Source organism: Sinomicrobium oceani, from assembly GCF_900119185.1.
GTDB classification, from domain to species: domain Bacteria; phylum Bacteroidota; class Bacteroidia; order Flavobacteriales; family Flavobacteriaceae; genus Sinomicrobium; species Sinomicrobium oceani.
Window position 1 is genome coordinate 77,168 of record NZ_FPJE01000018.1, and the last position, 22,712, is coordinate 99,879.

The window sequence follows — 22,712 nt, forward strand, 5'->3', positions numbered from 1 at the left end:
TAAAACGCGAATTTTGTTAGTAAAATTCTTTCAAAGTTCGTATCTTAGGTACAAGAAGTTTCAATATTAACTTTTAAAAACCGAATATTATGTCAAATAAAACAGGTCAAACCATCTTAGCATTATTAACAGGTGCTGCTATAGGAGCAGGAGTTGGAATTCTTTATGCTCCCGATTCCGGAAATAATACCCGAAAAAAAATAAAGAAAAACGCGAAAAAGACACAGAAAGAACTCGAAAAGCAGTGGAAAAAAACGCAGGCACAGCTTTCCGACAAAGCTCATGTAACCCGCGAAAAGTTCGAAAGTAGACTGGAAGACACTCTTTCTACCATGAGTTATAAGGCCGATGATATCCTGCTCGCTCTCGAAGAAAAACTCGAAGATCTCCGGACCAAAAATGCCAAATTCCAGAAAGAAGGCGTGGTAGAGAAAATAGAAGGTAAGGTTGCCAAGGCAACAAAATAATACATTTGTATGTCATTAAACAGTATTTCGGAAAATGCGGAAGGGTTGAGTAAAAACACGCAGGAGTTCTTAGAGAACAATTATGTGTACTACAAACTCAGCATTTTCAAGAAACTTACCAAAGGGACTACTTCGATGATTATTTTTATAATCATCGGAGCAGTGCTTTTCGGAGCTATGCTACTTACTACATTTGCCCTGGCATTCTTTATCGGCAGCTGGCTCGATAGTCTCGGATTCGGATTCCTGATCATGGGTGGAGTGTATCTGTTAATGGCTGTCATTGTCTATTACGGATTCCGTAAGACTATCGAACGCAAAGTACTGGTGCGGGCTTCCAAGGACTTTTTTGACCATGATGATTAACGCCTTTGCGGCATCTAAATTTTTACAGATGAAAGTCTATACCTCTTTTGATGAAGTCGATAAGGATCTGAAAATGCTTCGGCTTCAGAAAAACATATCCAAAGAAGAAATCAAACTCAGTTATAACAATCTCAAAGAAGATCTGGGTTTCCTTAATATCGTAGGTAAAACAACGGGGTTTATTCTCAAACGCGCACTTGCGCTAAAAATCGTAAAAAAAGTGTTTGGCTGATCCCTGTTGATCTCATCAATTGACCATAGCAGGTGAATTATGAACGAGGAAGTATAGCACCATATACATGGACATGGCTATACTTCCTCTGTTTTTTTACACACTATAGTCCTATTTCTTCTCGCTTCGTTTATAAAACCATTCCGATATAAAACAAAAGGCGATGATCCCTAAAGCGATAAACACGCCGGTAAGATTGGTTTCGTATTGCTGATGCAAGAGGATAAGCAATGCTATCATACAGCACACAAATCCCGTTAGGGGGATCCCGCGGTTCCCGCTGATCTTTGCAGAAAGTCTGAAACCTGTATAGTTTACGACCCCGAAGATCAGTAGAAAACCTACACTCCCGGCCGTAGAAATACTTTCCAGGTCGAGTATATTCACCAGGATCAGGGTGGCCACGGCCGTAATAAAGAGCCCTACGGGCTGATTCCACAACTGTGCCAGGAAATGATGGGGCAGTTCATCTTCTTCGGCAATTTCGAAATTCACCCTGCTTCCCCCGTACAACGAAGCATTGATCGCCGAAAACGTGGAGATGAGTGCTGCAATGGTAATGATGGTAAACCCGGCCTGCCCGAGCATAGGACGCGCTGCTTCTGCCAATACGTAATCCTCAGCATCTGCAATGTCCCGGAAAGGGAGTGATCCTACGGTTACCAAAGCAATTACTATATAGAGCACTATAACAAAGATTACGGAATAATAATAAGCCCTGGAGATATTTTTTTCCGGGTTGATGATATCAGGTGCCGCATTTGCAATAAGTTCGAAGCCTTCATAAGCCACAAAGATCACCATACCCCCTGCAAAGAGTTTCACCGGCGCTTCCCATTGATCTATAGTGAGCTGGCTGATATTGGGATTCCCGATAAGTCCGTAAGCTCCTATACCGATAAACCCGATGAGGATAAGTAGTTTGATAATGACCGCATAGGACTCTATCTTGCTCACAACGGCTATGCTATAGTAATTGATGGCTGTAGCCAGGATAATGATAGCGCTCACATAGATATGGAAATCAGCGGTTTTATTGCCTGTAATTTCGAGTAGGTTAGGTGCGTAAGAACCAAAAGCCGAGGCATAGAGCGACAACATAATGATATAACTCACCCAGAGGAGGTTGCTCATCGCGCCGCTGAACACAGATACACCGAATCCCTGGTTTATAAATTTTACCGTCCCGCCCCGGTCCGGAAATGCCCGCGACAGGTTTACATAACTGTACGAGGTAATCAGGGCGAGCAAACCGGCAAACAAAAAGGCCATCGGCGTTCCTCCCTTTGCCAGGGAAACAGCCAGCCCCAGAACGGCAAAGATCCCACCTCCGACCATGCCCCCGATACCGATGGAAATAGCATCCCTGAGCCTGATTTTTTTCATCATCCGAATATGTTAAAGTTCTGCTGTAACAAGGTAAAAATAATTGATGAATCGCACCGTGTAATTTTGGTAATTCCGGTCTATCGAAGCAGTTCGTGATCTTCCCCTATTAAAAAGCTCCATAAAATGCCGCTAAAGCCCTGTTTTTCCTGTCACAACACGCTCTCATTTTTATACATTCTCAAAAATTTAATAAAATAGTAAAACCGGTTTGCGTTGTATATATTACAAAAAAATATATATTTGGCCCCATGAGAATTTCTGTAAAAGACATTTGTACAGGTTTGGGGATACTGTTTTTCAGTCTTTGGTATCCGCAAACCCTGTATGCACATAGTGCCATCCGAAATGCTACACAGAGTCAGGAAATGCGGTTGCTTCAGAAGAAAAATGTCGAAGTTCTCTTTTTCTTCCATTGCCTGAAAACGCAGAAAATCTCGGAAAGCCCGGCCAAACGAAAAGCAGGTACCGATAAGTTCGTATTTCCGTCAAAACTGCCGTTGGTGTTTTTTTCCGTGCCCTATATACACCCGGTTTTTTACCCGGTCGTAGACAGGAACACCCTGACTTCCGCCTTGTTCTATCCGCACCATATCTTCTGGTGACGCCACCCAGGTTGCCGTTCATAAGACGTGATCTATCGCTTTTTTCCCTTTAATTACGGAAAAATCATCCCTGTTTACCACAAAAAAACCACTTGTTTTTTAACGTATCCCGGAGACCTTTTAAAGTAATATTCACGATCTTTGTTAGAAAGGGCAGGTCCTCCGGGCCTTTAAAATCGCAGGTACGGTGGGCAGCCCCATGCCAAAACAGGAGGTTTCGCCTCCCCTATCATAAAACACACTTACTCTTATTAAACATACAAATCATGCAGAAGAATCTTCTGGACAAAGCATTATCCCCTGTCCATAAATTTATTCATTACGAGCACGCCGGCGGTATTATGTTATTTCTCGCCGTCGTAGCCGCTCTTATCCTTGCCAATTCCCCTTTTGAACACGCCTATAACGAATTCTGGGAAACGCCCCTCGATATCGAATTCGGAAACCGTCATCTCGATTACACCCTGCACGAATGGGTCAATGACGGGCTCATGGCCATGTTTTTCTTTGTGGTCGGACTGGAGCTGAAGCGGGAGATGATTGCCGGAGAACTCGCATCATTCAAAAAGGCACTCCTGCCCTTTATGGCCGCCCTTGGAGGGATGCTGGTTCCTGCTGTGATTTATATGATGATCAACCAGGGGTTACCCTCTTCGGACGGATGGGGTATTCCCATGGCCACGGATATCGTTTTCACCCTGGCGCTTATGGGCGTCGTAAGCAACAGAGTCCCTGTTGCCGCAAAAGTTTTCCTGGTAGCCCTGGCTACGGTAGACGACCTCGGGGCCGTTATCGTTATTGCCCTGTTTTACAGTTCGGACCTGTCCCTGTTTAACCTTTCCATAGGGCTCGTTATCCTCGCCATACTCCTTATTGCCAATTTTATGGGGGTTCGTAATATCATTTTCTATGCCGCGCTGGGTATCGGGGGCGTATGGCTGGCATTTCTGCTTTCCGGGGTACATGCTACCATTGCCGGGGTACTGGTGGCCTTTGCTATTCCCGCCCGTACCAAAGTAGACGAAAACGAATACTCCGGTCATATCCGGGGACTGATCAGCGAATTCGACCGTGAAATCCCGCTCAAGGGGCCGCTGACTACGGTAAAACAACACGATATTATAGAAGAAATCAAAAATGTGAGCTACGCGGCCCAGACCCCTTTACAAAAACTGGAAACTGCCATGCATCCCTGGGTGAGTTTTCTCATTATTCCGCTTTTTGCCGTCTCTAACGCCGGCGTGGTTATCGGAGGTAATTTTTTCAGAGACCTGGAAAACCCCGTCAGCCTGGGTATCATCGCCGGCCTGGTTATCGGGAAATGTATAGGGATCTTCGGGTTTACCTGGATCATGGCCCGATTCAAAATAGCAAAATTACCCGGCAACACCGGGTGGAGACATATTCTGGGGCTTTCGCTGCTTGCCGGAATGGGCTTTACCATGTCGCTCTTTGTCACCAATCTCGCTTTCAATGACGCCCAATTCATTACACAAGCCAAATACGGTATTCTGCTGGCATCCCTCATCGCGGCAATTCTGGGAGTCATCGTCCTGAAAACCTCCCGAAAAACAGCACAGGCCGCTGGATAGCCTGCCGGGGACGGACCACATAAAAAAGCAGGAGAGGTAATCCGAAAAGGTTACCTCTTCTGCTTTTTAAATTCAGGGGGCTTCCGGTGGACTTATCATTCCGGAACGGAATGATGCACCCCGGGCAGCCCTGAAAGATATTTTTCTGTGGGTTCCCGTAAACTTCTCCAGGAAAAGCGAGCTAAATTGTCCCGAAAATCTAAAATTTCCGGATATGATTACAACCTTATACAGCCGCCTTCGCAAGGTACGCGACACCGTCCACATCGGGTACTTTTATCTTAATTTCACAGTCCGCTCACAAATCTCAGGAGGTCTATCCTTCTTATGCCTTGCATTCCTGCTTTTGGGCACTCCCCCTTTTTTATCCGCACAACCGTTAACCGCCATAGCTTCCTGCTGTTCCGGAAATACGGCAACGTGCACCGGGGCATCGTATTGCAAGGCCTGCAAAAACTGTAGCAGTTGTGCACATTGCAACCGCGGGGGAGGATCTTGTGGGGTTTGTTCCCGAAAACAGTCCCCGTCCTCCCCTTCGCCCACCAAAAAAACCATGGAAAATGTACAACGCCCCGAAGGATCTTTCCGGACCGGCTTCAACCGAAACAGGTATGACAATCCGGATACCCGCAGCGATGAATCCTCCTGGCTTCACAACAAAACACTACTGGTGCGTATTAAGATCCTCAATCTTCGGGAAGGTCCGGACACGACGTACCCTGTCATAGAAACCCTTGTGGAAAAACAGGAACTCGTTTTCCTCGCCCGCGAAAACGATTGGATCAGGGTCCGGGTAAAAGCCTCGGGGACCATGGGTTATGTCCACTCCGGGTATGTTGTCCTCGTCTTATAACACCCCGGGATCTCACCCCTCTGAGGGTTCCCGTAAAACAATCCGCAGGGCATCACCTAATTTCATCCCGAATTAACTGTAAAATCCAAAAGATGATGGAGCTTTATAACCAATTAAAGGCCCTGGCCGACAAAGTAGAGCAACTGAAGGAACTCATCGAAACCGAGGAGTCCACCAAACACGCTTTCACCTTACCTTTTATTAATATCCTCGGGTATGACACCTTCAATCCTACCGAAGTGATCCCGGAATTTACGGCCGACCTCGGACTGAAAAAAGGAGAAAAAGTGGATTATGCCATCTTTCAGCAGGGCGATCCCATTCTCATTGTAGAATGCAAACACTGGAAACAGGACCTCGATGTTCATAACTCCCAGTTGTTCCGCTACTTTCACGTGACCAAAACCCGGTTTGCGCTGCTTACCAACGGTATTACCTATCGTTTTTATACCGACCTGGAGGAGACCAACAAAATGGACAATCGCCCCTTTCTGGAATTTGACATCACCAGGCTTAAGGAGCATACCGTAAAGGAAATCGAAAAATTCCATAAATCCAGGTTCGATGTATCCAAGATCGTCAACAATGCCAGTAACCTGAAGTACACCCGCGAGATCAAATCTATAATCGACAGTGAGCTTTTAGCCCCATCCCCGGAATTTGTCAAGCTCTTTGCCGGAAAAGCTTATCACGGGCGTCTTACGGCCAATGTCATGGAGGAGTTTACGGAAATCGTAAGCAGGGCATTCAACCAGATCATCAGCGACAGGGTCAATGACCGGCTCAACATGGCGCTGAATAAAGAGGAAGAAAAACAGAAAACTTCGGAAGTACCCCAGGAAGAACCCAGCAAGATAGAAACTACAGAGGAAGAACTTGACGGTTACCGGATCGTACTGGCCATTTTACGCCGTAAACTCCCGGTAGACCGCATCGTTCACCGCGATACGCAATCGTATTTCGGCATCCTGCTCGATGATAACAACCGAAAGCCTATATGCAGGTTACACCTCAACCGGAATACCAAGTACATCGGTCTGTTCGACGAAAAAAAACAAGAGACCAGGGAGGTCATAGCCTCCGTAGATGACATTTATAAGTACGAAGAACACCTGTTACATACGGTAGACCGCTATGAGAGTGAATAACCCCGGGCCTTCGGCAACCTATATCAGCGACAGGTATAATTCCGGGAATGTACCGTATAACATTCCCGGAATACGATCATTACTACGTTACCTGGCGAGGTAGCCCCCATCTATCGGGTAATATGCTCCCGTGGCAAAAGAGGCCTTATCGCTGGCCAGCCACAGAAACAGTTCGGCAACTTCCCCGGGTTGTCCCAGCCTGCCCATGGGATGCAGTGCTTTCAGGCTTTCGTAAGCCTCTTCGGTCATGGCATCCTTCACCAGGGGGGTCTCTATAAATGCGGGGCCCACCGCATTGACACGGATGCTTTTATTACCGTATTCGATACCCGCATTTTTGGTCATGCCCACCACTCCGTGTTTGGCGGCCACATAAGCCACCGAATTGGCGAACCCCACCTGTCCGAGTATGGAAGCCACATTGATAATAGCGCCGGATCCGTTCTTTTCCATGGCCGGTATCTGGTAACGCATACCGTAAAATACCCCCGAAAGGTTCACGGCAATTACCTTGTCCCAGGACTCCACCGGATAATTTCCTATAGGCTCCGAAGCACCGCTGATCCCTGCATTATTAACAGCGATATCCAGTTTGCCAAACGACTTGATCGTCCCGGCCACGGTACGCTCGGAATCCTCGGGACGGGACGTATCGGCCTGTATGAAAACCGCATCCCCGCCTTTATGCGTAATCGCTTTCACCACATCTTCCCCGTGTTCCGGGTTGATATCCGTAACCACTATTTTTGCCCCATGTGATGCAAACAGCAATGCCGTGCTTTTGCCTATACCGGAACCTGCACCGGTAATTAAGGCTACCTTGTTTTCTAACATTTTCATAAGCTTTTTTATTGTGAAATATGATCGAACAATCTTTTACGCTTTATTAAAAAATATTCCGGCCCGGTTATACTCATAGTTCATCCTGGCAATATGCAGTACGGATATTGCCTGCGGGCATTCCACCTCACAGGCTTCGGTATTGGTACAATGTCCGAAGTCTTCCGATTCCATCTGCCGGACCATACGGGTAACCCTCGTACCGGCTTCTTCCCTGCCCTGTGGCAAACGGGTCATTTGCGATATTTTGGCCGCGGTGAACAACGAGGCACTCGCATTTTTGCAACTGGCCACACAGGCCCCGCACCCGATACACACCGCCGCATCGAAAGCCGCTTCCGCATCGTGATGTGCTATCGGGATACTGTTGGCTTCCGGGGCCTGCCCGGTATCTACGGAAACATAACCACCGGAAGCGATAATACGGTCAAAAGCACTGCGGTCCACTTTCAGGTCCCGGATAACCGGGAAGGCTTCGGCCCGGAAAGGCTCGATCTGTATGGTCTGTCCGTCGCAAAACGACCGCATATGAAGCTGGCAGGTCGTCGTATGTTTCAGCGGACCGTGAGCTATACCGTCGATCATCATACCACATTGCCCGCAGATCCCTTCCCGGCAGTCGTGATCGAACTCTATGGCCCGCTCGCCCTGCTTAACCAGGTTGTGATTGAGGGTATCCAGCATTTCCAGGAAAGACATATCCGGATTTACTTCCTCCAGCGTATACGTTTCCAGCTTTCCTGTACTGTCTTGATCTTTTTGCCTCCATATCTTCAGCACTATATCCATAACTGCGCTATTTATAACTTCTTACTGTGGGTGTGATCGTCTCAAAAACCAGGGGTTCCTTATGAAGTACGGGTTCGGACGGGTTTCCGGTCCACTGCCAGGCTGCCGAATAGCAGAACCGTTCATCATCTCTCCGGGCCTCTCCTTCCGCCGTCTGGTACTCTTCGCGGAAATGTGCCCCGCACGACTCTTCCCTGTGAAGGGCATCGATGCACATCAGTTCTGCAATTTCCATATAGTCGGCAACCCTACCCGCTTTTTCCAGTTCGCTGTTTACCTCATCGGTATGGCCGGGCACCAGCAGGTCGTGCCGGAACGCTTCCCGCAACTCCCGTATGTTCCGGATCGCATTACGCAATCCCTCCCCGGACCGCAGCAATCCGCATTTGTCGTACAATTCCCTGCCGAGTTCCCTGTGAAATTCATCTGCGGTCTTGCTCCCCCTGCAGTCCGTAAACTGTTGCAACTGCGCCTTTACTGCGCGTTCTACCTCGATAAACGGTGTACTGTCCGGATCGAAACGCGGTGTCCGGATCTCATCGGCCAGGTAATTTTGCAGGGTATAAGGCAATACAAAATAGCCGTCTACACAGGCCTGTAAGAGAGAATTCGCGCCCAAACGGTTGGCGCCGTGATCGGAAAAATTCGCTTCGCCTATGGCAAACAACCCGGGTACGGACGTCATCAGGTCGTAATCCACCCACAGTCCGCCCATTGAGAAATGGGCAGCGGGCGATATTTTCATGGGTTCGCGGTACGCATCGATACCGGTAATTTTTTTATACATCGTAAAGAGGTTGCCGTAACGTTCTGTTATAGTAGATTTTCCGTATTCGCCTATGGCTTTCGAGAAATCGAGATATACCGCATTTTTAAGAGGGCCTACGCCCTTGCCCGCATCGATCTGTTCTTTGGCCGCTCGGGAGGCTATATCTCTCGGGGCAAGGTTTCCGAAAGACGGGTACTTACGTTCCAGGTAATAATCGCGCTCTTCCTCCGGGATAGCGCCCGGGGCACGGGTATCATCGTGTTGTAAAGGCACCCAGATACGACCGTCATTGCGGAGCGACTCGGACATCAGGGTGAGTTTGGACTGGTACGCCCCACTTTGCGGTAAACAGGTAGGATGTATCTGTGTCCAGCTCGGATTGGCCATAAAAGCGCCCTTTTTATGCGCCCGCCAGATCGCGGAAGCATTGCACCCCATGGCCAGTGTGGACAGGTAATAGATCTTACCGAACCCTCCGGTGGCCAGGACCACCGCATGCGCCGCATGCCGCTCCGTCTGCCCCGTATCCAGGTTTCTCGCAATAATTCCCCGGGCTCTGCCGTCGATCACCACCAGGTCCAGCATTTCATGACGGGCATATAAAGTCACTTTTTTTGCGGATACCTGTCGCATCAGGGCCTGGTACGCCCCGAGTAGCAATTGCTGTCCTGTTTGTCCCCTGGCATAGAATGTCCTGGATACCTGTACCCCACCGAAAGAACGGTTCCGGAGGTACCCCCCGTATTCCCGGGCAAAGGGTACTCCTTGTGCAACAGCCTGGTCGATCAGGCTGGCCGAGCATTCCGCCAGGCGATACACATTGGCCTCCCGCGAGCGGAAATCTCCGCCTTTGATCGTATCGTAAAAAAAACGAAAAACGTTATCTCCGTCGTTCCTGTAATTCTTGGAAGCATTTACGCCTCCCTGTGCCGCTACGGAATGTGCCCTGCGCGGGGAGTCCTGGAAACAAAAACTCTTTACGTTATAGCCCATCTCCGCCAGGGAAGCTGCCGCTGACGCTCCCGCGAGCCCCGTCCCCACCACAATGACATCGAGCTTCTTGCGGTTGTTGGGGCTGACCAGCCTTGCTTTTGCCTTGTAATTACTCCATTTTTCGGGCAGCGGTCCGTCCGGGATCCTCACCTCTAATATTCGGCTCATAAGGGTTGTTTTATATAAATAACAATAGGAATAACGGCATACCCGAAAGTCATGGCCACGGAAAACACTACACCGGCCGTCCTCACGATACGGTTATACACCGGGTGATACAGCCCGAGGGTACGGTGGGCACTGAAGACACCGTGAAGCATGTGATAACCCAGCGCTATGATCGCTATGATATACACTATCACATACCACAACTGTCCGAAAGCGGTTACTACAAGCGTGTACAGATCCTTGTGTCCCTTTTCGTCCAGCGGGAGCGTCCCGAATTTATACTGGTACCAGAAGTCCTTGAAATGAATAACGAGAAAAGCAAAGATCACGGCACCCAGAAACATCATGTTCCGGGAATACCAGGTACTGGCCCTTGCGCGCTTGTCGAGGCGATAATTCCCACTGACCTTCCGCCCCCGTATCGTCAGGTATATCGCATCGGCCAGGTGAAGCAGAATACAGGCGTACAGTACTATAGCAATAATCTCTATAACGATATTCCCGGCCAGCAGATGACTGTACCAGTTATACTGCTCCCGGGCAACCTCATCCGGAAGGAGTAACTGCAGGTTTCCCAACAGGTGGATAATCAGAAAGAACGCCAGGAAAAGCCCCGTTAAAGCCATCAGGTTTTTACGGGTGATCATGTTTTTAACGAACCACATACAGTATGCTTTTTTATCCGTAAACTTCCCGCCCCGGTACCATCATCCGCTATAACGCCATGAAGGAAGTAGTATTGATGATTGTTACTCCCTTTAAATTTACGAATATTCTTACTCAAAACCCAAAAAAACATCAAAATAACCCTGTTATTGTCCGACCCGAGTACACTCCATACCACCAGGAGCCAACTCCCCTACCGGAACCCCGGTGAAAGTACACCGGGTATACAGGCGGACCCTGTTTTCGGGCAGGCCTCTCCACAGGTTGCCGGGCAGGTTCAAATTTCGGTGACCGGATAAAAATTTTTTTGATGTCGGGATCACAACCACATATTTCTGTACCTTTAAAAAACGTAAACGAGGCTTATCATTAATACACATGTCTCCGATGAAAAAAATCCTGATCCTCATCGCCCTGTTTAACGGGTACGGCCTGTTTCCCTGTTTCGGATACGAGGATACCGTGAAATACATCTTTTTTCTTCACAACCGGTTTCCGGAAACCCACGATCTCAGCGAACCTCACCCCGAATACGGGCTTACGGAATACCAGGCTATCCTCGACACTTTCGAAAGTCACGGTTTCCGGGTGATCAGCGAGATCAGGAAAGGTAACGTCAATGCCCGGGAATACGCATTAACGGTATGCAGGCAGATAGACCGTCTGCTTCGGGCAGGGGTAAAACCATCCGATATCACCGTTATAGGTACGTCCAAAGGCGGGTATATCGCCCAGTATGTCTCTACTTTCATGCAGTTACCGGAACTCCATTTTGTCTTTGTCGCCTGTTTCAGGGAAACTGATATACAGGACATTCCGGATATCAATTTTTGTGGCAACATCCTTACGATTTACGAAAAAACCGATCCCTTCGGGGTTTCCGCCATAAAACGCAAAGAAAACTCGACCTGTCGTATAGCACACTTCAGGGAAATAGCTTTGCATACCGGACTTGGACACGGTTTTTTGTTCAGACCCCTCGACGCCTGGACACGTCCGGCCATGGCATGGGCCAAAGGCTGTTATACCCCTGAATGAAAAACTTCCTTACCACCGGGTAAGCGAGTCCCGTACTCCGGAGGTACCGTGTCTGTGCCGGGAAAAAACCTATCTTTGACCGGAGACTAAAAAACGCACCATAATGATCGCTGTCATTCAACCGGAAGAACTTATCGCTATACAGGACCCCGGCCTGGTCCTCATCGATGTAAGCAATGGCAAAGATGCTTCGGGGAATTATCTCCGGAAGCACTTGCAAGGTGCTCTTTTTGCCGATCTGAACACCCAGCTTGCCAGCCTTGGGCACACTGCGTCCGAAGGGGGACGCCACCCGCTGCCCTCGCCCGCAAAATTCTCACGTACCCTGGGATCGCTCGGCATTACGCCCGGCAGCCATGTCGTGCTCTACGATGATAAAGGCGGATCGAATGCCGCGGCCCGTTTCTGGTGGATGCTCCGCGCCGCAGGACATACCAGGGTTCAGGTACTCGACGGCGGATTGCAGGAAGCCGAAAAAACCGGTATCCCCGTACAATCCGGAACCGCACCCGTCCCCCAGCAAACAGTCTATTCCGTAACGGAATGGCTGTGGCCGGTAGCCGGTACCGAAGCGGTTGAAGCGGCCTCCCAAAACGAGGAGGCCTGTATTATAGATGTCAGGGACCGGGACCGCTATCTCGGTATTACGGAACCCCTCGACCCCGTGGCCGGGCATATCCCATCGGCCATCAATATGCCGTTCCGGGATAACCTACAACCCCATGGCCGGTTTAAACCCCCTGAAGAATTGAAAGCCCTGTACCGACCGGTTTTTGCACACTATCATCCTTCAGATATCATCGTGCATTGCGGTTCGGGAGTCACGGCCTGTCACACCCTTCTGGCCATGGATTACGCCGGACTCCCCCTCCCGAAACTCTATCCCGGTTCCTGGAGTGCGTGGTGCCATAGCGGGAAGCCGGTGGTGTAATGGGATGTTCGGTTATTGTGGGATGAGACTACCTGTTCACTCCGTAAACGCTCGCTCCCCAGGCATGCTCCCATCTACCCTTTAGAGCCTGCTCAGGGACCAACCGGATATATTGCATATACCTAACCGTTAGGTATAAGACCGGTCGAAAACTCGTTAAAATAAGCTTATTTTGAGTAGCTTGCACTCCCGCTCTTTGAAATCCTTGCAATCCGTATTCACAAATAAAACTTTTAATGGCATTAGCGGCATTACCCCGCATGTTCACCGGGTAAAAAGTACTGAAAGCTACGGTTACAAGGGTTTCAAAGAACATATAATAATTTTTAACGGACACTAATAATGTAATAACCAATACTTCCCCTCTCATGAAACATTTTATTCCCGGAAGCCTGTTATTGATCTTTTTGTGCTGTCTGTTCCCCTTATACGGGCAACAGCACCCGATCTCGGAAAAAGTCGAAATAAGCGGACTCGTAGCCCATCCTTTTACCCTGACCCCCGGAGACACCCAGGGATTACGGCTGCAAACCATAAAAAACGACCGGAATGTTACCGGAATGTCAGGCGAAATTAAACAGGAGATCCGCACGTTCAAAGGCATCCTGCTCCGGGATATCATAGATAAGGCAGGGGTAGACATGCCTCATAAGAAAGACCGCGGCCGCTATATCGTCTACGTTATCGCCAATGACGGGTATAAAGTAGCCTTTGCATGGAACGAACTGTATTATGGTCCGGCGGCAGACCATACCTGGCTGCTCCTGGAAAAAAACGGCAAACCCATTACCAAAAACGGCAGGTTTACCGTGTTTTGTGCCAGTGATGTCGTTACGGGACCAAGACATGTAAAATGGGTTTCGAAAATAGAGATCAGACGACTGGATTAAGAAGCAGGATATGACATTGACCGTAAAGATCGCAGTATATGGAATGCTGATGCTGTGCTGCCTTGCCTGCAGCCCGGCTCACCAGGCAAAAATTACCGTGGCCACCGCAGCCAACATGAAATTTGCCATGCAACCGCTCCTTGCGGATTTCACGGAGAAAACGGGGGTGGAATGCGAGATGATCGTGGGTTCTTCGGGCAAGCTTACCGCCCAGATCCGCGAAGGAGCCCCTTATGATATTTTCGTCTCGGCCGATATGAAATATCCCCAAACCCTGTACGAAGAGGGTGTCGCCAAAGCACCGCCCGAAATTTATGCCTACGGCAGACTCATCCTCTGGTCCGTGAACGGAGCGATACCTGCCCTAACCGCACTCCCGCATCCGGATGTCGGGCACATCGCCCTGGCCAACCCTCGCAATGCTCCCTACGGGGCAGCTGCCGTAGCTGTTCTTAAACACTACGGGATATGGGATACGGTACAGGATAAGCTGGTCTATGGCGAAAGTATCTCCCAGACCAATCACTTTATTATGTCCGGGGCGGCAACGGTGGGGTTTACCGCGCTTTCGGTCGTACGTTCTCCCGACATCGAGGGAAAAGGCCGTTATATCATTCCCGATCCGGAAACCTACCCTCCTATCGCCCAGGGTGTGGTGCTCATCCCACAACCGGATACGGACCCGGAACAGGCCGGGAAATTCTACGACTATCTTTTTTCGCCGGAGGCCCGGAAGGTTCTGAAAGATTTCGGATATTTGGTAGATGAATAGTTTTTCCGGACATATCACCGGTATCCGTACCCATGACGCCCTGGCCCTGGTCACTGTCCGTGTGGACCCTCATACGTTCGAAGCGATCGTCATAGACGACCCGGAGACTTCCGCATACCTCCGGACAAACAGCCCCGTACAGGTACAGTTCAAGGAAACAGAGGTTATTATTACTACTGCCAAAGCCCCTGTCGTAAGCCTTCGCAACAGGATCGAAGGGCATATCTCCGCCATCGAAAAAGGCCGGTTGCTCAGCAGGCTCACCATACAGACTGCCATAGGCAATCTGGTTTCTATCATCAGTACAGATGCTGCTGTGGAACTCGGGTTAGAGAAAAACTCCCCGGTGACGGCCATGGTAAAGTTGAACGAGATCATCCTGGCCCCGTAATGGAATGGGGCCCTGTAATACTGACCCTGCAACTGGCCGCCGTAACCACGGCTATCCTCTTTGTCCTGGCTATTCCGCTTGCCTACTGGCTCTCGCAGACCCGGTCGCGTATCAAACCTTTTGCCGAAGCCCTGGTGAGCATGCCCCTGGTATTACCTCCTACCGTACTCGGATTTTACATGTTGCTGGCTTTTAGTCCCAACAATGCTTTCGGCGAATGGCTGGATGACCGGTTCGGGATCCGGCTGGTATTTTCCTTTTCCGGGCTGGTACTGGCTTCCGTGCTCTACAGCCTCCCTTTTATGGTTCATCCCATACAATCGGGCTTGTCCGCACTGCCACAAGCTCTTTCGGAAGCTGCGTATGTCCTCGGAAAATCACGCCGTACCACCCTCTTCAGGGTCCTGCTCCCCAACATCAGACCCGCCATGCTCACGGGTATTGTTCTCACTTTTGCACATACGATAGGCGAATTCGGGGTCGTGCTTATGATCGGCGGTAATATCCCGGGGAAAACCAGGGTGGCTTCCATTGCCGTCTATGACGAGGTAGAAGCGCTCCGGTATATGGCAGCTCACGGGTATTCCCTGGTCCTGCTCGGTATTTCTTTTGGCACATTACTCATCGTGTACCTCGTCAACGGCGGGTACCTGAAACGCTTCTCGCCATGATCGATATCCGGATACGCAAGAACCTGCAATCGGCACAGGGCCGAATGGACCTGCACCTGGACATGAGCCTGGCAGCGGGACAGTTTGTCACACTTTTCGGGGCTTCGGGAGCCGGAAAAACCTCCACGTTACGAATGCTGTGCGGCCTGATGACACCCGATGCGGGACACATCACCACCACACAAAAAACCTGGTTCGACCACAGACGGCATATCAACCTTCCCCCGCAACAGCGCAATATCGGTTATGTGTCGCAAGACTATGCGCTTTTCCCGAATATGACCGTACGGAAAAACCTCGAATTTGCCCTGGACAAAAAGCAATCCGGGACCATCGTAGACGAACTTATAGACATCGTGGAACTCGGGGAACTGCAATACCGAAAGCCCGGTATGCTTTCGGGAGGACAGCAGCAACGGGTAGCCCTGGCACGGGCGCTGGTACGTAAACCGGACCTGCTTCTGCTGGACGAACCTCTTTCGGCCCTGGACCGGGAAATGCGCGAAAAACTGCAGCAGTATATCCTCGATGTACACCGGAAATACCAGCTTACCACGCTACTCATCAGCCATGATGTCGGTGAGATCATGAAATTATCGGACCGGCTGTACGAAATTCAGGATGGCAGGATCGTCCGTGAGGGTACCCCTGCGGACATATTCGGTCTGGGGAAAAGCAGTGCCAGATTTCGCTTTACCGGGGAAGTAACCGGGGTACAGAAGGCCGATATCGTCTATATTGTTACGTTGCGCATCGGCCATGACCAGGTAAAGATCATCGCCGACCCTTCCGAAGCCGCAGACCTGCAACCGGGAGACAAAGTCGCCGTTGCCTCCAAAGCTTTCAATCCCGTCATCCGGAAAATATAGCCCCGATAATCCCGTCTACTTGCACGATGCGGTTAAAACAGTTATCTTGACATCAGAAAATCCGGACCCGGTACATCCGGGGCGAAAAACAGCGGCAATCCGGCTGTGAGAGGTACCGCTTGATATCAAAAACCTAATCGTATTGAAAAAACCAATCGCAATCTTTGTTATGGGGGTTTCCGGTTCCGGGAAAACCACGATCGGGAAACTGCTTTCCCTAAGTACACAATTTCCTTTTTTTGACGGGGACGACTATCACCCGGAAGCAAACCGTGCTAAAATGGCTTCCGGAATTCCGCTGGACGACAACGACCGTGAGGGATGGTTACAGGCTCTGAACCGGCTGGCTGCCACACAGCTACAGTCCGGATCGTGTATTATCGCATGTTCCGCACTCCGGGAAAAATACAGGGATATCCTTCGGAAAGGGCTGGAAACCCAGGTATATTTTGTTTATCTCCGGGGGCGTTATACCCAGATCATGGAACGTCTGCAGGCACGCCGCGGCCATTTTATGCCTGCCTCGCTGCTGACCTCCCAGTTCGACATCCTGGAAGCTCCGCGGGAAGCCGTCATTGCAGATATCGGTAACGACCCCGAACACATCGTATCGGATATTATGGAACAACTCAAACTGCAAAAAGAATTCGGCCTGATCGGTCTCGGCGTCATGGGAAAAAGCCTGTGTCGTAACCTCGCCGGGAAAGGCTTCCCCATCGCCATGTATAACCGCCATGTACCCGGAAAGGAAGAGGATATCGCCGTCCGTTTCCGGGAAGAACATCCCGAATTACAGGACAGCCTGGCTTTTGACGATCTCCGGGCTTTTACCCGGTCGCTGCAAACACCCCGGAAAATCATGCTCATGGTCCCTGCCGGAACCCCAACCGATGAGATCCTCTATGAACTGATTCCCTTGCTTTCGGAAAACGATACGGTAATCGACGGGGGGAATTCGCATTTTACGGACACCCGGCGCCGCTCCGAACTGCTGGCCGCACACCACATACACTTTATCGGTTGCGGGGTTTCCGGGGGCGAAGAAGGGGCCCTCAACGGTCCTTCACTGATGCCGGGAGGGGACCCCGAAGCCTATAAAACCGTACAACCCTTTCTCGAGGCTATTGCTGCCCGGGACCGTAACGGGGCGCCATGCTGTACGTATATCGGACCGGAAGGCAGCGGACACTTTGTAAAAATGGTACACAACGGCATCGAATATGCGGAGATGGAACTGCTGGCCGAAATATACCTCCTCTTTACCCGGACCGGAAAAAACCCGGACGACATTGCCGGCATCCTGGAACAGTGGAAAATGGAAGAAAACAGCTTTTTACTGGACATTACGATCGACATTCTACGCACCCGCGAAAACGGGGGCTGGCTTATCGACAGTATCCTGGACAAGGCCGGGAACAAGGGTACGGGCAACTGGACCGCCATCGCCGCCGCCAGGCTGGGGATTCCTGCTACCATGATCGTAGCGTCCCTCTTTGCCCGTTACATTTCTGCATTCAAGGAAGAGCGCATAGCCATGGAAGCCCTTTACGGAACACGCGATTCGGTGCCTGATATCGATGAAAATACGGTATTCCGGGCCTATCGGGCAGCACGCCTTATCAACCATCACCAGGGGTTCCGGTTGCTCCGGGAAGCTTCCGAAGCCTACCGGTGGACGCTGGATCTGCCGGAACTGGCCCGCATCTGGACCAACGGTTGTATCATCCGATCGGATTTGATGGAGCAATTGCCCGCCATCCTAAGCACAGCGCATTCACTCCTGGCACACCCGGATATCGCAACCCGTATGAAATCGTGGAATCCGGCCCTGGCCCGGCTGGTATCGGCCGGTGTGGAGTGTGGCATACCCGTACCGGCCCTGGGAGAAGCGGTGCAATATTTCAACGGCGCCACCGCATCCCGCGGAAGTGCAAACCTTATACAGGCCCAGCGCGACTATTTCGGCGCCCACACCTACCGGCGTAACGATGACGGGGGAACGATCGTACATCATACCGCCTGGAAAAACACCGGGAACCTATGACAGAACTTCGCCTGCTCGCCGCCATAGCAGCCGGGATCATCGTACTGCTGTTGCTGATTCTCCGCGTAAAAATGCACGCCTTCCCCGCCCTGCTCATCGCCGCTATCGTAGTTGGTCTTGCAGCCGGACTGGATGCCGGGCTTATCATAACTACGGTACAAAAAGGAATGGGAGACACCCTGGGGTTCGTGGCCACAGTCGTAGGGCTCGGCACCATGTTTGGCGCTATCCTGGAACATTCGGGCGGTGCCCGGGGGATCGCCGGTTTCCTGATGCAGAAATTCGGCGTAAAACGGGCACCCGTAGCCATGGTCCTCTCCGGGTTTACCGTAGCCATTCCGGTTTTCTTCGACGTCGCCTTTATACTGCTTATCCCCCTGGTCTATGCGTTGCAGAAACGTACCGGAAAATCGCTGTTGCTCTTTGCCATTCCCCTGCTTTCGGGTCTGGCCGTAACACACGCTTTTATTCCGCCTACACCCGGACCCATTGCCGTGGCGGATATTATCGGGGCCGACCTGGGGTGGGTTATCGGTATCGGCTTTCTCGTCGGTATGCCCACAGCCGTTGTCAGCGGCTTGCTGTTCGGGAAATATATCGGGAAAAAAATCTTTGTGGAGGCTCCCTCCCTGAGCGATGAAGAAGTCACCGCAGACCAGGAAATTCCGGATATCCGGACCGTCTTTGCCATTATCGCCGTACCCATCTTCCTCATCCTGCTGAATACCTTTACCGAAAGCGGACTCATCCCGGTAAGTTCGCCATACATTACACAGGGAATTGCCTTGCTCGGACACCCGTTTACGGCACTGATCATAGCCAATATCCTCGCGTGGTACCTGCTGGGATTACGGCAGGGCTTTACCCGAAAACAACTGCTGGATATCTCGTCCAGATCCATGGCTCCGGCAGGGAGCATTATCCTTATAACGGGGGCAGGCGGAGCCTTTAAACAGGTCCTTATTGATACCGGAGCCGGGGGGATGATCGCCCAATCCCTGGCCGGGGTCGGATTTCCCGTCCTGGTCTTTGCCTTCCTGATCAGTGCTGCCGTACGTATCATACAAGGGTCATCGACCGTAGCCATGATCACTGCCGCCGGGTTGGTTGCTCCCCTGATCGAGGGCACAGGATTTTCCGGTTTTGAACTGGCCTGTATCGTCATCGCCATCGCTTCGGGAGGCTCGATAATGTCGCACGTCAACGACAGCGGGTTCTGGATGGTCAACCAGTTTCTCGGGCTTACCGAAAAACAGACATTCCGCTCCTGGACGGTGATGACCACCATTCTCGCACTAACAGGCTTCGGGGTGGTGTCTGTGCTGTATTATGTATTTTGAAAATGGTTGTGTAGTTGGGTATGGACAGGCCTTTAGTGGTTATTGGGTTGTTGGGTTATTCCGTTATTAGGTTGTCAGGGTAGTGAGTTATTTAGATGTCACACATTAGTTTAATAATCCCGCTCTGCGAAGTTTACAACTTCGCTGGCCAATCCTTCAGTGAAAAGAAAGAAACGAAAAACGCCTCGCTGTGGCATATCCCTGTTTCTCACAAATATTACTTTATTTATTGCTGCAATGACCTGGTCAATGAAGAAGGCCTGAGCACATCCACAACCGGGTTTGCCGCAAGGGTTAGGCCCTCTAAAACACCTTTTCCATGGATATAATTGCATATTCCGCTGAAAACGGACAGGTGTTCCGTTTCAAAACGGACACTTTTCTCAAAAACTTTCGGTTAAATTAATTAAATTTTTTTTACTGTTCTTTTCTAAATTTTCTCATGGATTCCCCTTGCAATTCTATTCTGTAAGAACCATTAGTTAATCTATCTAATATTGCATCGGCAATAGTGGGTTCCTTAAAGCAGTCAAACCAAGCCTTTACAGGTAGTTGTGAGGTGATTATTGTGGATGAACTTCCATGGCGCTCATCCACCAGGTCCAAAAGCATATTACATTGTTTATGATCAATTTGTTTGAGCCCAAAGTCATCGATAATTAAGAGTTTTGTCTTGGCTAATTTGTCCATAAACTCAAAATAGCTGCCATCAGCCTTGGCCAGTGTCATACGATCCAGTAGCTTATTAGCGGTATAATAGATGGTTTTGAGTTCCTGGCTACAAGCTTGGAAGCCTAAAGCACAAGCAATAAACGATTTGCCGACTCCGGTGGGTCCTGTAATGATCAGGTCTTTTGATTTTTTGATCCAGTCCCCCTGCTGCAAACGCAAAAGCATGTTTTTATCCATTCCTCTGGGTTGATGAAAATTGATTTGTTCAAAAGATGCTTGTTGTTTAAATCGGGCCTGAGTGATCAGGCGTTTTAGTTTTTTATTGTACCGATTCTCGTACTCTGCTTCGATAAGATGAGCGATAAGCTCATCTAAGGAGAAGTTCTTCTCCAAGGCATTTTCGGTAAGTTCCCGGTAGGCTTGTGCAAACCCGTTTAAGCGCATGGTATGCAGCTTTTCAAAAGTGGCATTAATATTCATATCTATTGGTTTTAATTAAAATGTTCTTTTCCTCTGATGTTGGTGTGTACTGGTAACTGGAATAAGTCTAAAGGTTCTTCTTCCAGATCAAAGGTTTTGTTGTTCAGGGTGTTTTTGATAAACTTATACTGCAAGCAGTTCAGTTCAAGTGCCTTTTTGCAGGTTTTTATATAGTTGGACTTGGGGTGTTTTTTGGCCAGATTCAACAGTCCCATACAGCTTCGGTAAGCCTGTTCGGGATGATCGCGACTGTCCAGGACCTTAGTGATGAGTTGTTCTACTTCAGGGCCAATGGATCGGCCCCAGCGGATAAAACGATCCGGGGTCCATGCGGCCTGGAAGTGATGATGGGCCGGGCGATGTTTACTCTTTGTGGTATATTTATAGGGGGTGTGGTCGCGCCGGTGCAGCGCAATCCTTTGGTGATCAAAATAAGCCTCCAGGTAACGGTCGGTATAGATGACCCTGAGCTGTTTTCCCGTATACTGAAAAGGGACACTATAATAATGTTTGTCTTCTTTTAAATAAATATGATGATTGTATTGCACCTTGAGTTTGCAAAAGTGTTTTAATTCATACCATGTAGTGGGCAGCGGCTTTAACTCTTTTTTCTCCACCTGGTCAAAGAGCATTTGCCGGCTAAAGGGTTTGTTTTGAAAAGACTTTTGATTGTGTTTATCCAACTGATCCCAAAGGGCTTCATTGAGTTCTTCTATAGAATAAAAGACCTGATTGCGCAAAGGGGCATAGATACGCTGATAGGCAATGCGCACAAAGTTCTCCGCTAAGGCCTTGTCTTTTGGGTGTAAAGCTCTGGCCGGTAAAATAACGGTTCCGTAATGCGCGGCAAAATCCTGATAGGTCTGATTGATTTCAGGTTCGTATTTATGGGATTTACTCACCGCAGCACGTAAACAATCCGGGACAATGGCTGCCGGAGCACCTTTATAAAAACGAAGGGCATTTTGATTTACGGCCACCCAATCGGCTTTCTTTTGCGAGGGGACTGCTTCAATATAACACAACTGGCTACAGCCAAGAACACTGACAAAAATTTCACAAGCTTTTCGTTTACCAGTGGTCCGATCCGTGATATAAAGTTTCTGTCCTGCAAAATCCACAAAGAGCTTATCGCCAGCCTTATGCTCCATATGCATACTGACTTTGCTCTCTTTACGCCAATGATAATAATGATGGCAAAATTGGCTGTATTCATAGCCTTCTTTATGGATCTGCCGGTATTCTTCCCAAAGCAGTTGCAGGGTTACCCCTACCTTTTTAAGCTCCTTTTCAAAATAAGGGAAAAGCTTTTCTAAAACAATGTATCGGGGATTTTGGGTTTGCTTCCTGATATTGAGTAAGTGGATGAGCTCACTGTCACTCATCCCGGAGATTCCCCTAATGGGAAGACCACTGCTTTTAAAACCCGCAATATACTGGCTGGCTGCGGTTTTACCGATGCCTACAATTTTAGCCGCCTTTCGGCCACTAAGCCCTTGCTCAAAATATAAACGTAATAGTTCGCGTACTTCTCTCATACCTATCGGAATGTTGGCCATTATCCTTCGTTTTATAAGTTAATGGCTCCAAGATGAGAAAAGTGTCCGTTTTGCTCCGGAATGGCTGTCCGCTTTAAAACGGAATCACTGTCCGTTTTGAAACGGAACGGGTGTCCGTATTAATCCGGAATGACTGTCCGCTTTCCAGCGGAATGGGTGTCCGTTTTAAGCGGAATATGCA

The 22,712-nt window shown here is 49.6% G+C and carries 23 protein-coding genes; 16 read left to right on the forward strand and 7 right to left on the reverse strand.

The genetic code is table 11. From position 1 onward, the window contains the following. Positions 1-89 precede the first annotated feature (89 nt). Genes BT112_RS15630 through BT112_RS15640 form a run of 3 tightly spaced genes read left to right on the forward strand, consistent with a single transcriptional unit; the run spans position 90 to position 1,065 of the window. On the forward strand, positions 90-467 hold the full coding sequence (locus BT112_RS15630; protein WP_072318321.1) for a YtxH domain-containing protein: 378 nt from the start codon (positions 90-92) through the stop codon (positions 465-467). 9 nt (positions 468-476) lie between these two features. Further along, on the forward strand, positions 477-833 hold the full coding sequence (locus tag BT112_RS15635) for a phage holin family protein (protein WP_072318322.1): 357 nt from the start codon (positions 477-479) through the stop codon (positions 831-833). A gap of 28 nt (positions 834-861) precedes the next feature. Continuing rightward, positions 862-1,065, forward strand: coding sequence for a DUF6327 family protein (locus BT112_RS15640; protein WP_072318350.1), 204 nt, complete (start codon positions 862-864; stop codon positions 1,063-1,065). A 111-nt stretch (positions 1,066-1,176) separates the two neighbouring features. On the opposite strand, the gene BT112_RS15645 is transcribed toward BT112_RS15640, so the two are convergent. Continuing rightward, complete coding sequence (locus BT112_RS15645) at positions 1,177-2,454, reverse strand: APC family permease (RefSeq protein ID WP_072318323.1); 1,278 nt, start codon at positions 2,452-2,454, stop codon at positions 1,177-1,179. Between the two features lie 248 nt (positions 2,455-2,702). On the opposite strand from BT112_RS15645, the gene BT112_RS15650 reads away from it, so the two are divergent. From BT112_RS15650 to BT112_RS15675, 4 genes are all read left to right on the forward strand, one after another. Beyond that, positions 2,703-3,056 (forward strand): hypothetical protein, encoded by a 354-nt coding sequence (locus BT112_RS15650; RefSeq protein ID WP_072318324.1) that lies wholly within the window; start codon positions 2,703-2,705, stop codon positions 3,054-3,056. 266 nt (positions 3,057-3,322) lie between these two features. Further along, positions 3,323-4,648 carry a Na+/H+ antiporter NhaA gene (gene nhaA, locus BT112_RS15655; protein WP_072318325.1) on the forward strand — a complete coding sequence of 442 codons (1,326 nt, stop codon included), beginning with the start codon at positions 3,323-3,325 and terminating at the stop codon, positions 4,646-4,648. A gap of 553 nt (positions 4,649-5,201) precedes the next feature. Beyond that, complete coding sequence (locus BT112_RS15670) at positions 5,202-5,501, forward strand: SH3 domain-containing protein (protein ID WP_072318328.1); 300 nt, start codon at positions 5,202-5,204, stop codon at positions 5,499-5,501. A 95-nt stretch (positions 5,502-5,596) separates the two neighbouring features. After that, positions 5,597-6,649 (forward strand): type I restriction endonuclease, encoded by a 1,053-nt coding sequence (locus BT112_RS15675; protein WP_072318351.1) that lies wholly within the window; start codon positions 5,597-5,599, stop codon positions 6,647-6,649. Positions 6,650-6,736: 87 nt separating this feature from the next. On the opposite strand, the gene BT112_RS15680 is transcribed toward BT112_RS15675, so the two are convergent. The 4 genes from BT112_RS15680 to BT112_RS15695 are packed head-to-tail and all read right to left on the reverse strand — an operon-like array spanning position 6,737 to position 10,873. Further along, the gene (locus BT112_RS15680) at positions 6,737-7,489 is read right to left on the reverse strand and encodes an SDR family NAD(P)-dependent oxidoreductase (RefSeq protein WP_083564961.1); all 753 of its coding nucleotides are present in this window, start codon (positions 7,487-7,489) and stop codon (positions 6,737-6,739) included. Between the two features lie 36 nt (positions 7,490-7,525). Further along, a complete protein-coding gene (locus BT112_RS15685; RefSeq protein ID WP_072318330.1) occupies positions 7,526-8,278 on the reverse strand; it encodes a succinate dehydrogenase/fumarate reductase iron-sulfur subunit in 753 nt (250 codons plus the stop codon). Between the two features lie 7 nt (positions 8,279-8,285). Continuing rightward, a complete protein-coding gene (locus BT112_RS15690; RefSeq protein ID WP_072318331.1) occupies positions 8,286-10,208 on the reverse strand; it encodes a fumarate reductase/succinate dehydrogenase flavoprotein subunit in 1,923 nt (640 codons plus the stop codon). Next, entirely contained in the window at positions 10,205-10,873 is a 669-nt protein-coding gene (locus BT112_RS15695; RefSeq protein WP_072318332.1) for a succinate dehydrogenase cytochrome b subunit, read from the reverse strand. Before BT112_RS15695 ends, BT112_RS15690 begins: the two co-directional genes overlap by 4 nt. Before the next feature lie 388 nt (positions 10,874-11,261). Between BT112_RS15695 and BT112_RS15705 the strand changes: the two genes are divergently transcribed. The 9 genes from BT112_RS15705 to BT112_RS15750 all read left to right on the forward strand — a co-directional run bounded on the left by BT112_RS15705 (position 11,262) and on the right by BT112_RS15750 (position 19,820). Beyond that, a complete protein-coding gene (locus BT112_RS15705) occupies positions 11,262-11,912 on the forward strand; it encodes an alpha/beta hydrolase (RefSeq protein ID WP_072318334.1) in 651 nt (216 codons plus the stop codon). A 103-nt stretch (positions 11,913-12,015) separates the two neighbouring features. Then, a complete protein-coding gene (locus BT112_RS15710; RefSeq protein ID WP_072318335.1) occupies positions 12,016-12,843 on the forward strand; it encodes a sulfurtransferase in 828 nt (275 codons plus the stop codon). Positions 12,844-13,211: 368 nt separating this feature from the next. Beyond that, positions 13,212-13,733 carry a molybdopterin-dependent oxidoreductase gene (locus BT112_RS15720; RefSeq protein ID WP_072318337.1) on the forward strand — a complete coding sequence of 174 codons (522 nt, stop codon included), beginning with the start codon at positions 13,212-13,214 and terminating at the stop codon, positions 13,731-13,733. A 10-nt stretch (positions 13,734-13,743) separates the two neighbouring features. Then, positions 13,744-14,505: a molybdate ABC transporter substrate-binding protein gene (modA, locus tag BT112_RS15725; RefSeq protein ID WP_072318338.1), complete on the forward strand. Its 762-nt coding sequence runs from the start codon at positions 13,744-13,746 to the stop codon at positions 14,503-14,505. Further along, positions 14,498-14,896 carry a TOBE domain-containing protein gene (locus tag BT112_RS15730; RefSeq protein WP_072318339.1) on the forward strand — a complete coding sequence of 133 codons (399 nt, stop codon included), beginning with the start codon at positions 14,498-14,500 and terminating at the stop codon, positions 14,894-14,896. Before modA ends, BT112_RS15730 begins: the two co-directional genes overlap by 8 nt. Next, positions 14,896-15,567, forward strand: a complete 672-nt coding sequence (modB, locus tag BT112_RS15735) for a molybdate ABC transporter permease subunit (RefSeq protein ID WP_072318340.1) — start codon at positions 14,896-14,898, stop codon at positions 15,565-15,567. Before BT112_RS15730 ends, modB begins: the two co-directional genes overlap by 1 nt. Beyond that, entirely contained in the window at positions 15,564-16,436 is an 873-nt protein-coding gene (locus BT112_RS15740; protein WP_072318341.1) for an ABC transporter ATP-binding protein, read from the forward strand. Before modB ends, BT112_RS15740 begins: the two co-directional genes overlap by 4 nt. Before the next feature lie 142 nt (positions 16,437-16,578). After that, positions 16,579-18,480 (forward strand): NADP-dependent phosphogluconate dehydrogenase, encoded by a 1,902-nt coding sequence (gene gndA / locus BT112_RS15745; RefSeq protein ID WP_245777056.1) that lies wholly within the window; start codon positions 16,579-16,581, stop codon positions 18,478-18,480. Continuing rightward, positions 18,477-19,820 (forward strand): GntP family permease, encoded by a 1,344-nt coding sequence (locus BT112_RS15750; RefSeq protein WP_072318343.1) that lies wholly within the window; start codon positions 18,477-18,479, stop codon positions 19,818-19,820. Before gndA ends, BT112_RS15750 begins: the two co-directional genes overlap by 4 nt. 417 nt (positions 19,821-20,237) lie before the next feature. Here BT112_RS15750 and istB read toward each other — a convergent pair whose 3' ends face one another. Both istB and istA read right to left on the reverse strand, forming a co-directional pair. Further along, positions 20,238-20,972, reverse strand: coding sequence for an IS21-like element helper ATPase IstB (istB, locus tag BT112_RS15755; protein WP_072317555.1), 735 nt, complete (start codon positions 20,970-20,972; stop codon positions 20,238-20,240). 11 nt (positions 20,973-20,983) lie between these two features. Continuing rightward, positions 20,984-22,531 carry an IS21 family transposase gene (gene istA, locus BT112_RS15760; protein WP_083564896.1) on the reverse strand — a complete coding sequence of 516 codons (1,548 nt, stop codon included), beginning with the start codon at positions 22,529-22,531 and terminating at the stop codon, positions 20,984-20,986. Positions 22,532-22,712: the final 181 nt, after the last annotated feature.

What these genes read in the sequence shown, in the direction of transcription:
- BT112_RS15630 (WP_072318321.1), top strand. Translation starts at nt 90, where the DNA reads ATGTCAAATAAAACAGGTCAAACCATCTTAGCATTATTAACAGGTGCT.
- BT112_RS15635 (WP_072318322.1), top strand. Translation starts at nt 477, where the DNA reads ATGTCATTAAACAGTATTTCGGAAAATGCGGAAGGGTTGAGTAAAAAC.
- BT112_RS15640 (WP_072318350.1), top strand. Translation starts at nt 862, where the DNA reads ATGAAAGTCTATACCTCTTTTGATGAAGTCGATAAGGATCTGAAAATG.
- BT112_RS15645 (WP_072318323.1), bottom strand. Translation starts at nt 2,454, where the DNA reads ATGATGAAAAAAATCAGGCTCAGGGATGCTATTTCCATCGGTATCGGG.
- BT112_RS15650 (WP_072318324.1), top strand. Translation starts at nt 2,703, where the DNA reads ATGAGAATTTCTGTAAAAGACATTTGTACAGGTTTGGGGATACTGTTT.
- nhaA (WP_072318325.1), top strand. Translation starts at nt 3,323, where the DNA reads ATGCAGAAGAATCTTCTGGACAAAGCATTATCCCCTGTCCATAAATTT.
- BT112_RS15670 (WP_072318328.1), top strand. Translation starts at nt 5,202, where the DNA reads ATGGAAAATGTACAACGCCCCGAAGGATCTTTCCGGACCGGCTTCAAC.
- BT112_RS15675 (WP_072318351.1), top strand. Translation starts at nt 5,597, where the DNA reads ATGGAGCTTTATAACCAATTAAAGGCCCTGGCCGACAAAGTAGAGCAA.
- BT112_RS15680 (WP_083564961.1), bottom strand. Translation starts at nt 7,489, where the DNA reads ATGAAAATGTTAGAAAACAAGGTAGCCTTAATTACCGGTGCAGGTTCC.
- BT112_RS15685 (WP_072318330.1), bottom strand. Translation starts at nt 8,278, where the DNA reads ATGGATATAGTGCTGAAGATATGGAGGCAAAAAGATCAAGACAGTACA.
- BT112_RS15690 (WP_072318331.1), bottom strand. Translation starts at nt 10,208, where the DNA reads ATGAGCCGAATATTAGAGGTGAGGATCCCGGACGGACCGCTGCCCGAA.
- BT112_RS15695 (WP_072318332.1), bottom strand. Translation starts at nt 10,873, where the DNA reads ATGTGGTTCGTTAAAAACATGATCACCCGTAAAAACCTGATGGCTTTA.
- BT112_RS15705 (WP_072318334.1), top strand. Translation starts at nt 11,262, where the DNA reads ATGAAAAAAATCCTGATCCTCATCGCCCTGTTTAACGGGTACGGCCTG.
- BT112_RS15710 (WP_072318335.1), top strand. Translation starts at nt 12,016, where the DNA reads ATGATCGCTGTCATTCAACCGGAAGAACTTATCGCTATACAGGACCCC.
- BT112_RS15720 (WP_072318337.1), top strand. Translation starts at nt 13,212, where the DNA reads ATGAAACATTTTATTCCCGGAAGCCTGTTATTGATCTTTTTGTGCTGT.
- modA (WP_072318338.1), top strand. Translation starts at nt 13,744, where the DNA reads ATGACATTGACCGTAAAGATCGCAGTATATGGAATGCTGATGCTGTGC.
- BT112_RS15730 (WP_072318339.1), top strand. Translation starts at nt 14,498, where the DNA reads ATGAATAGTTTTTCCGGACATATCACCGGTATCCGTACCCATGACGCC.
- modB (WP_072318340.1), top strand. Translation starts at nt 14,896, where the DNA reads ATGGAATGGGGCCCTGTAATACTGACCCTGCAACTGGCCGCCGTAACC.
- BT112_RS15740 (WP_072318341.1), top strand. Translation starts at nt 15,564, where the DNA reads ATGATCGATATCCGGATACGCAAGAACCTGCAATCGGCACAGGGCCGA.
- BT112_RS15750 (WP_072318343.1), top strand. Translation starts at nt 18,477, where the DNA reads ATGACAGAACTTCGCCTGCTCGCCGCCATAGCAGCCGGGATCATCGTA.
- istB (WP_072317555.1), bottom strand. Translation starts at nt 20,972, where the DNA reads ATGAATATTAATGCCACTTTTGAAAAGCTGCATACCATGCGCTTAAAC.
- istA (WP_083564896.1), bottom strand. Translation starts at nt 22,531, where the DNA reads ATGGCCAACATTCCGATAGGTATGAGAGAAGTACGCGAACTATTACGT.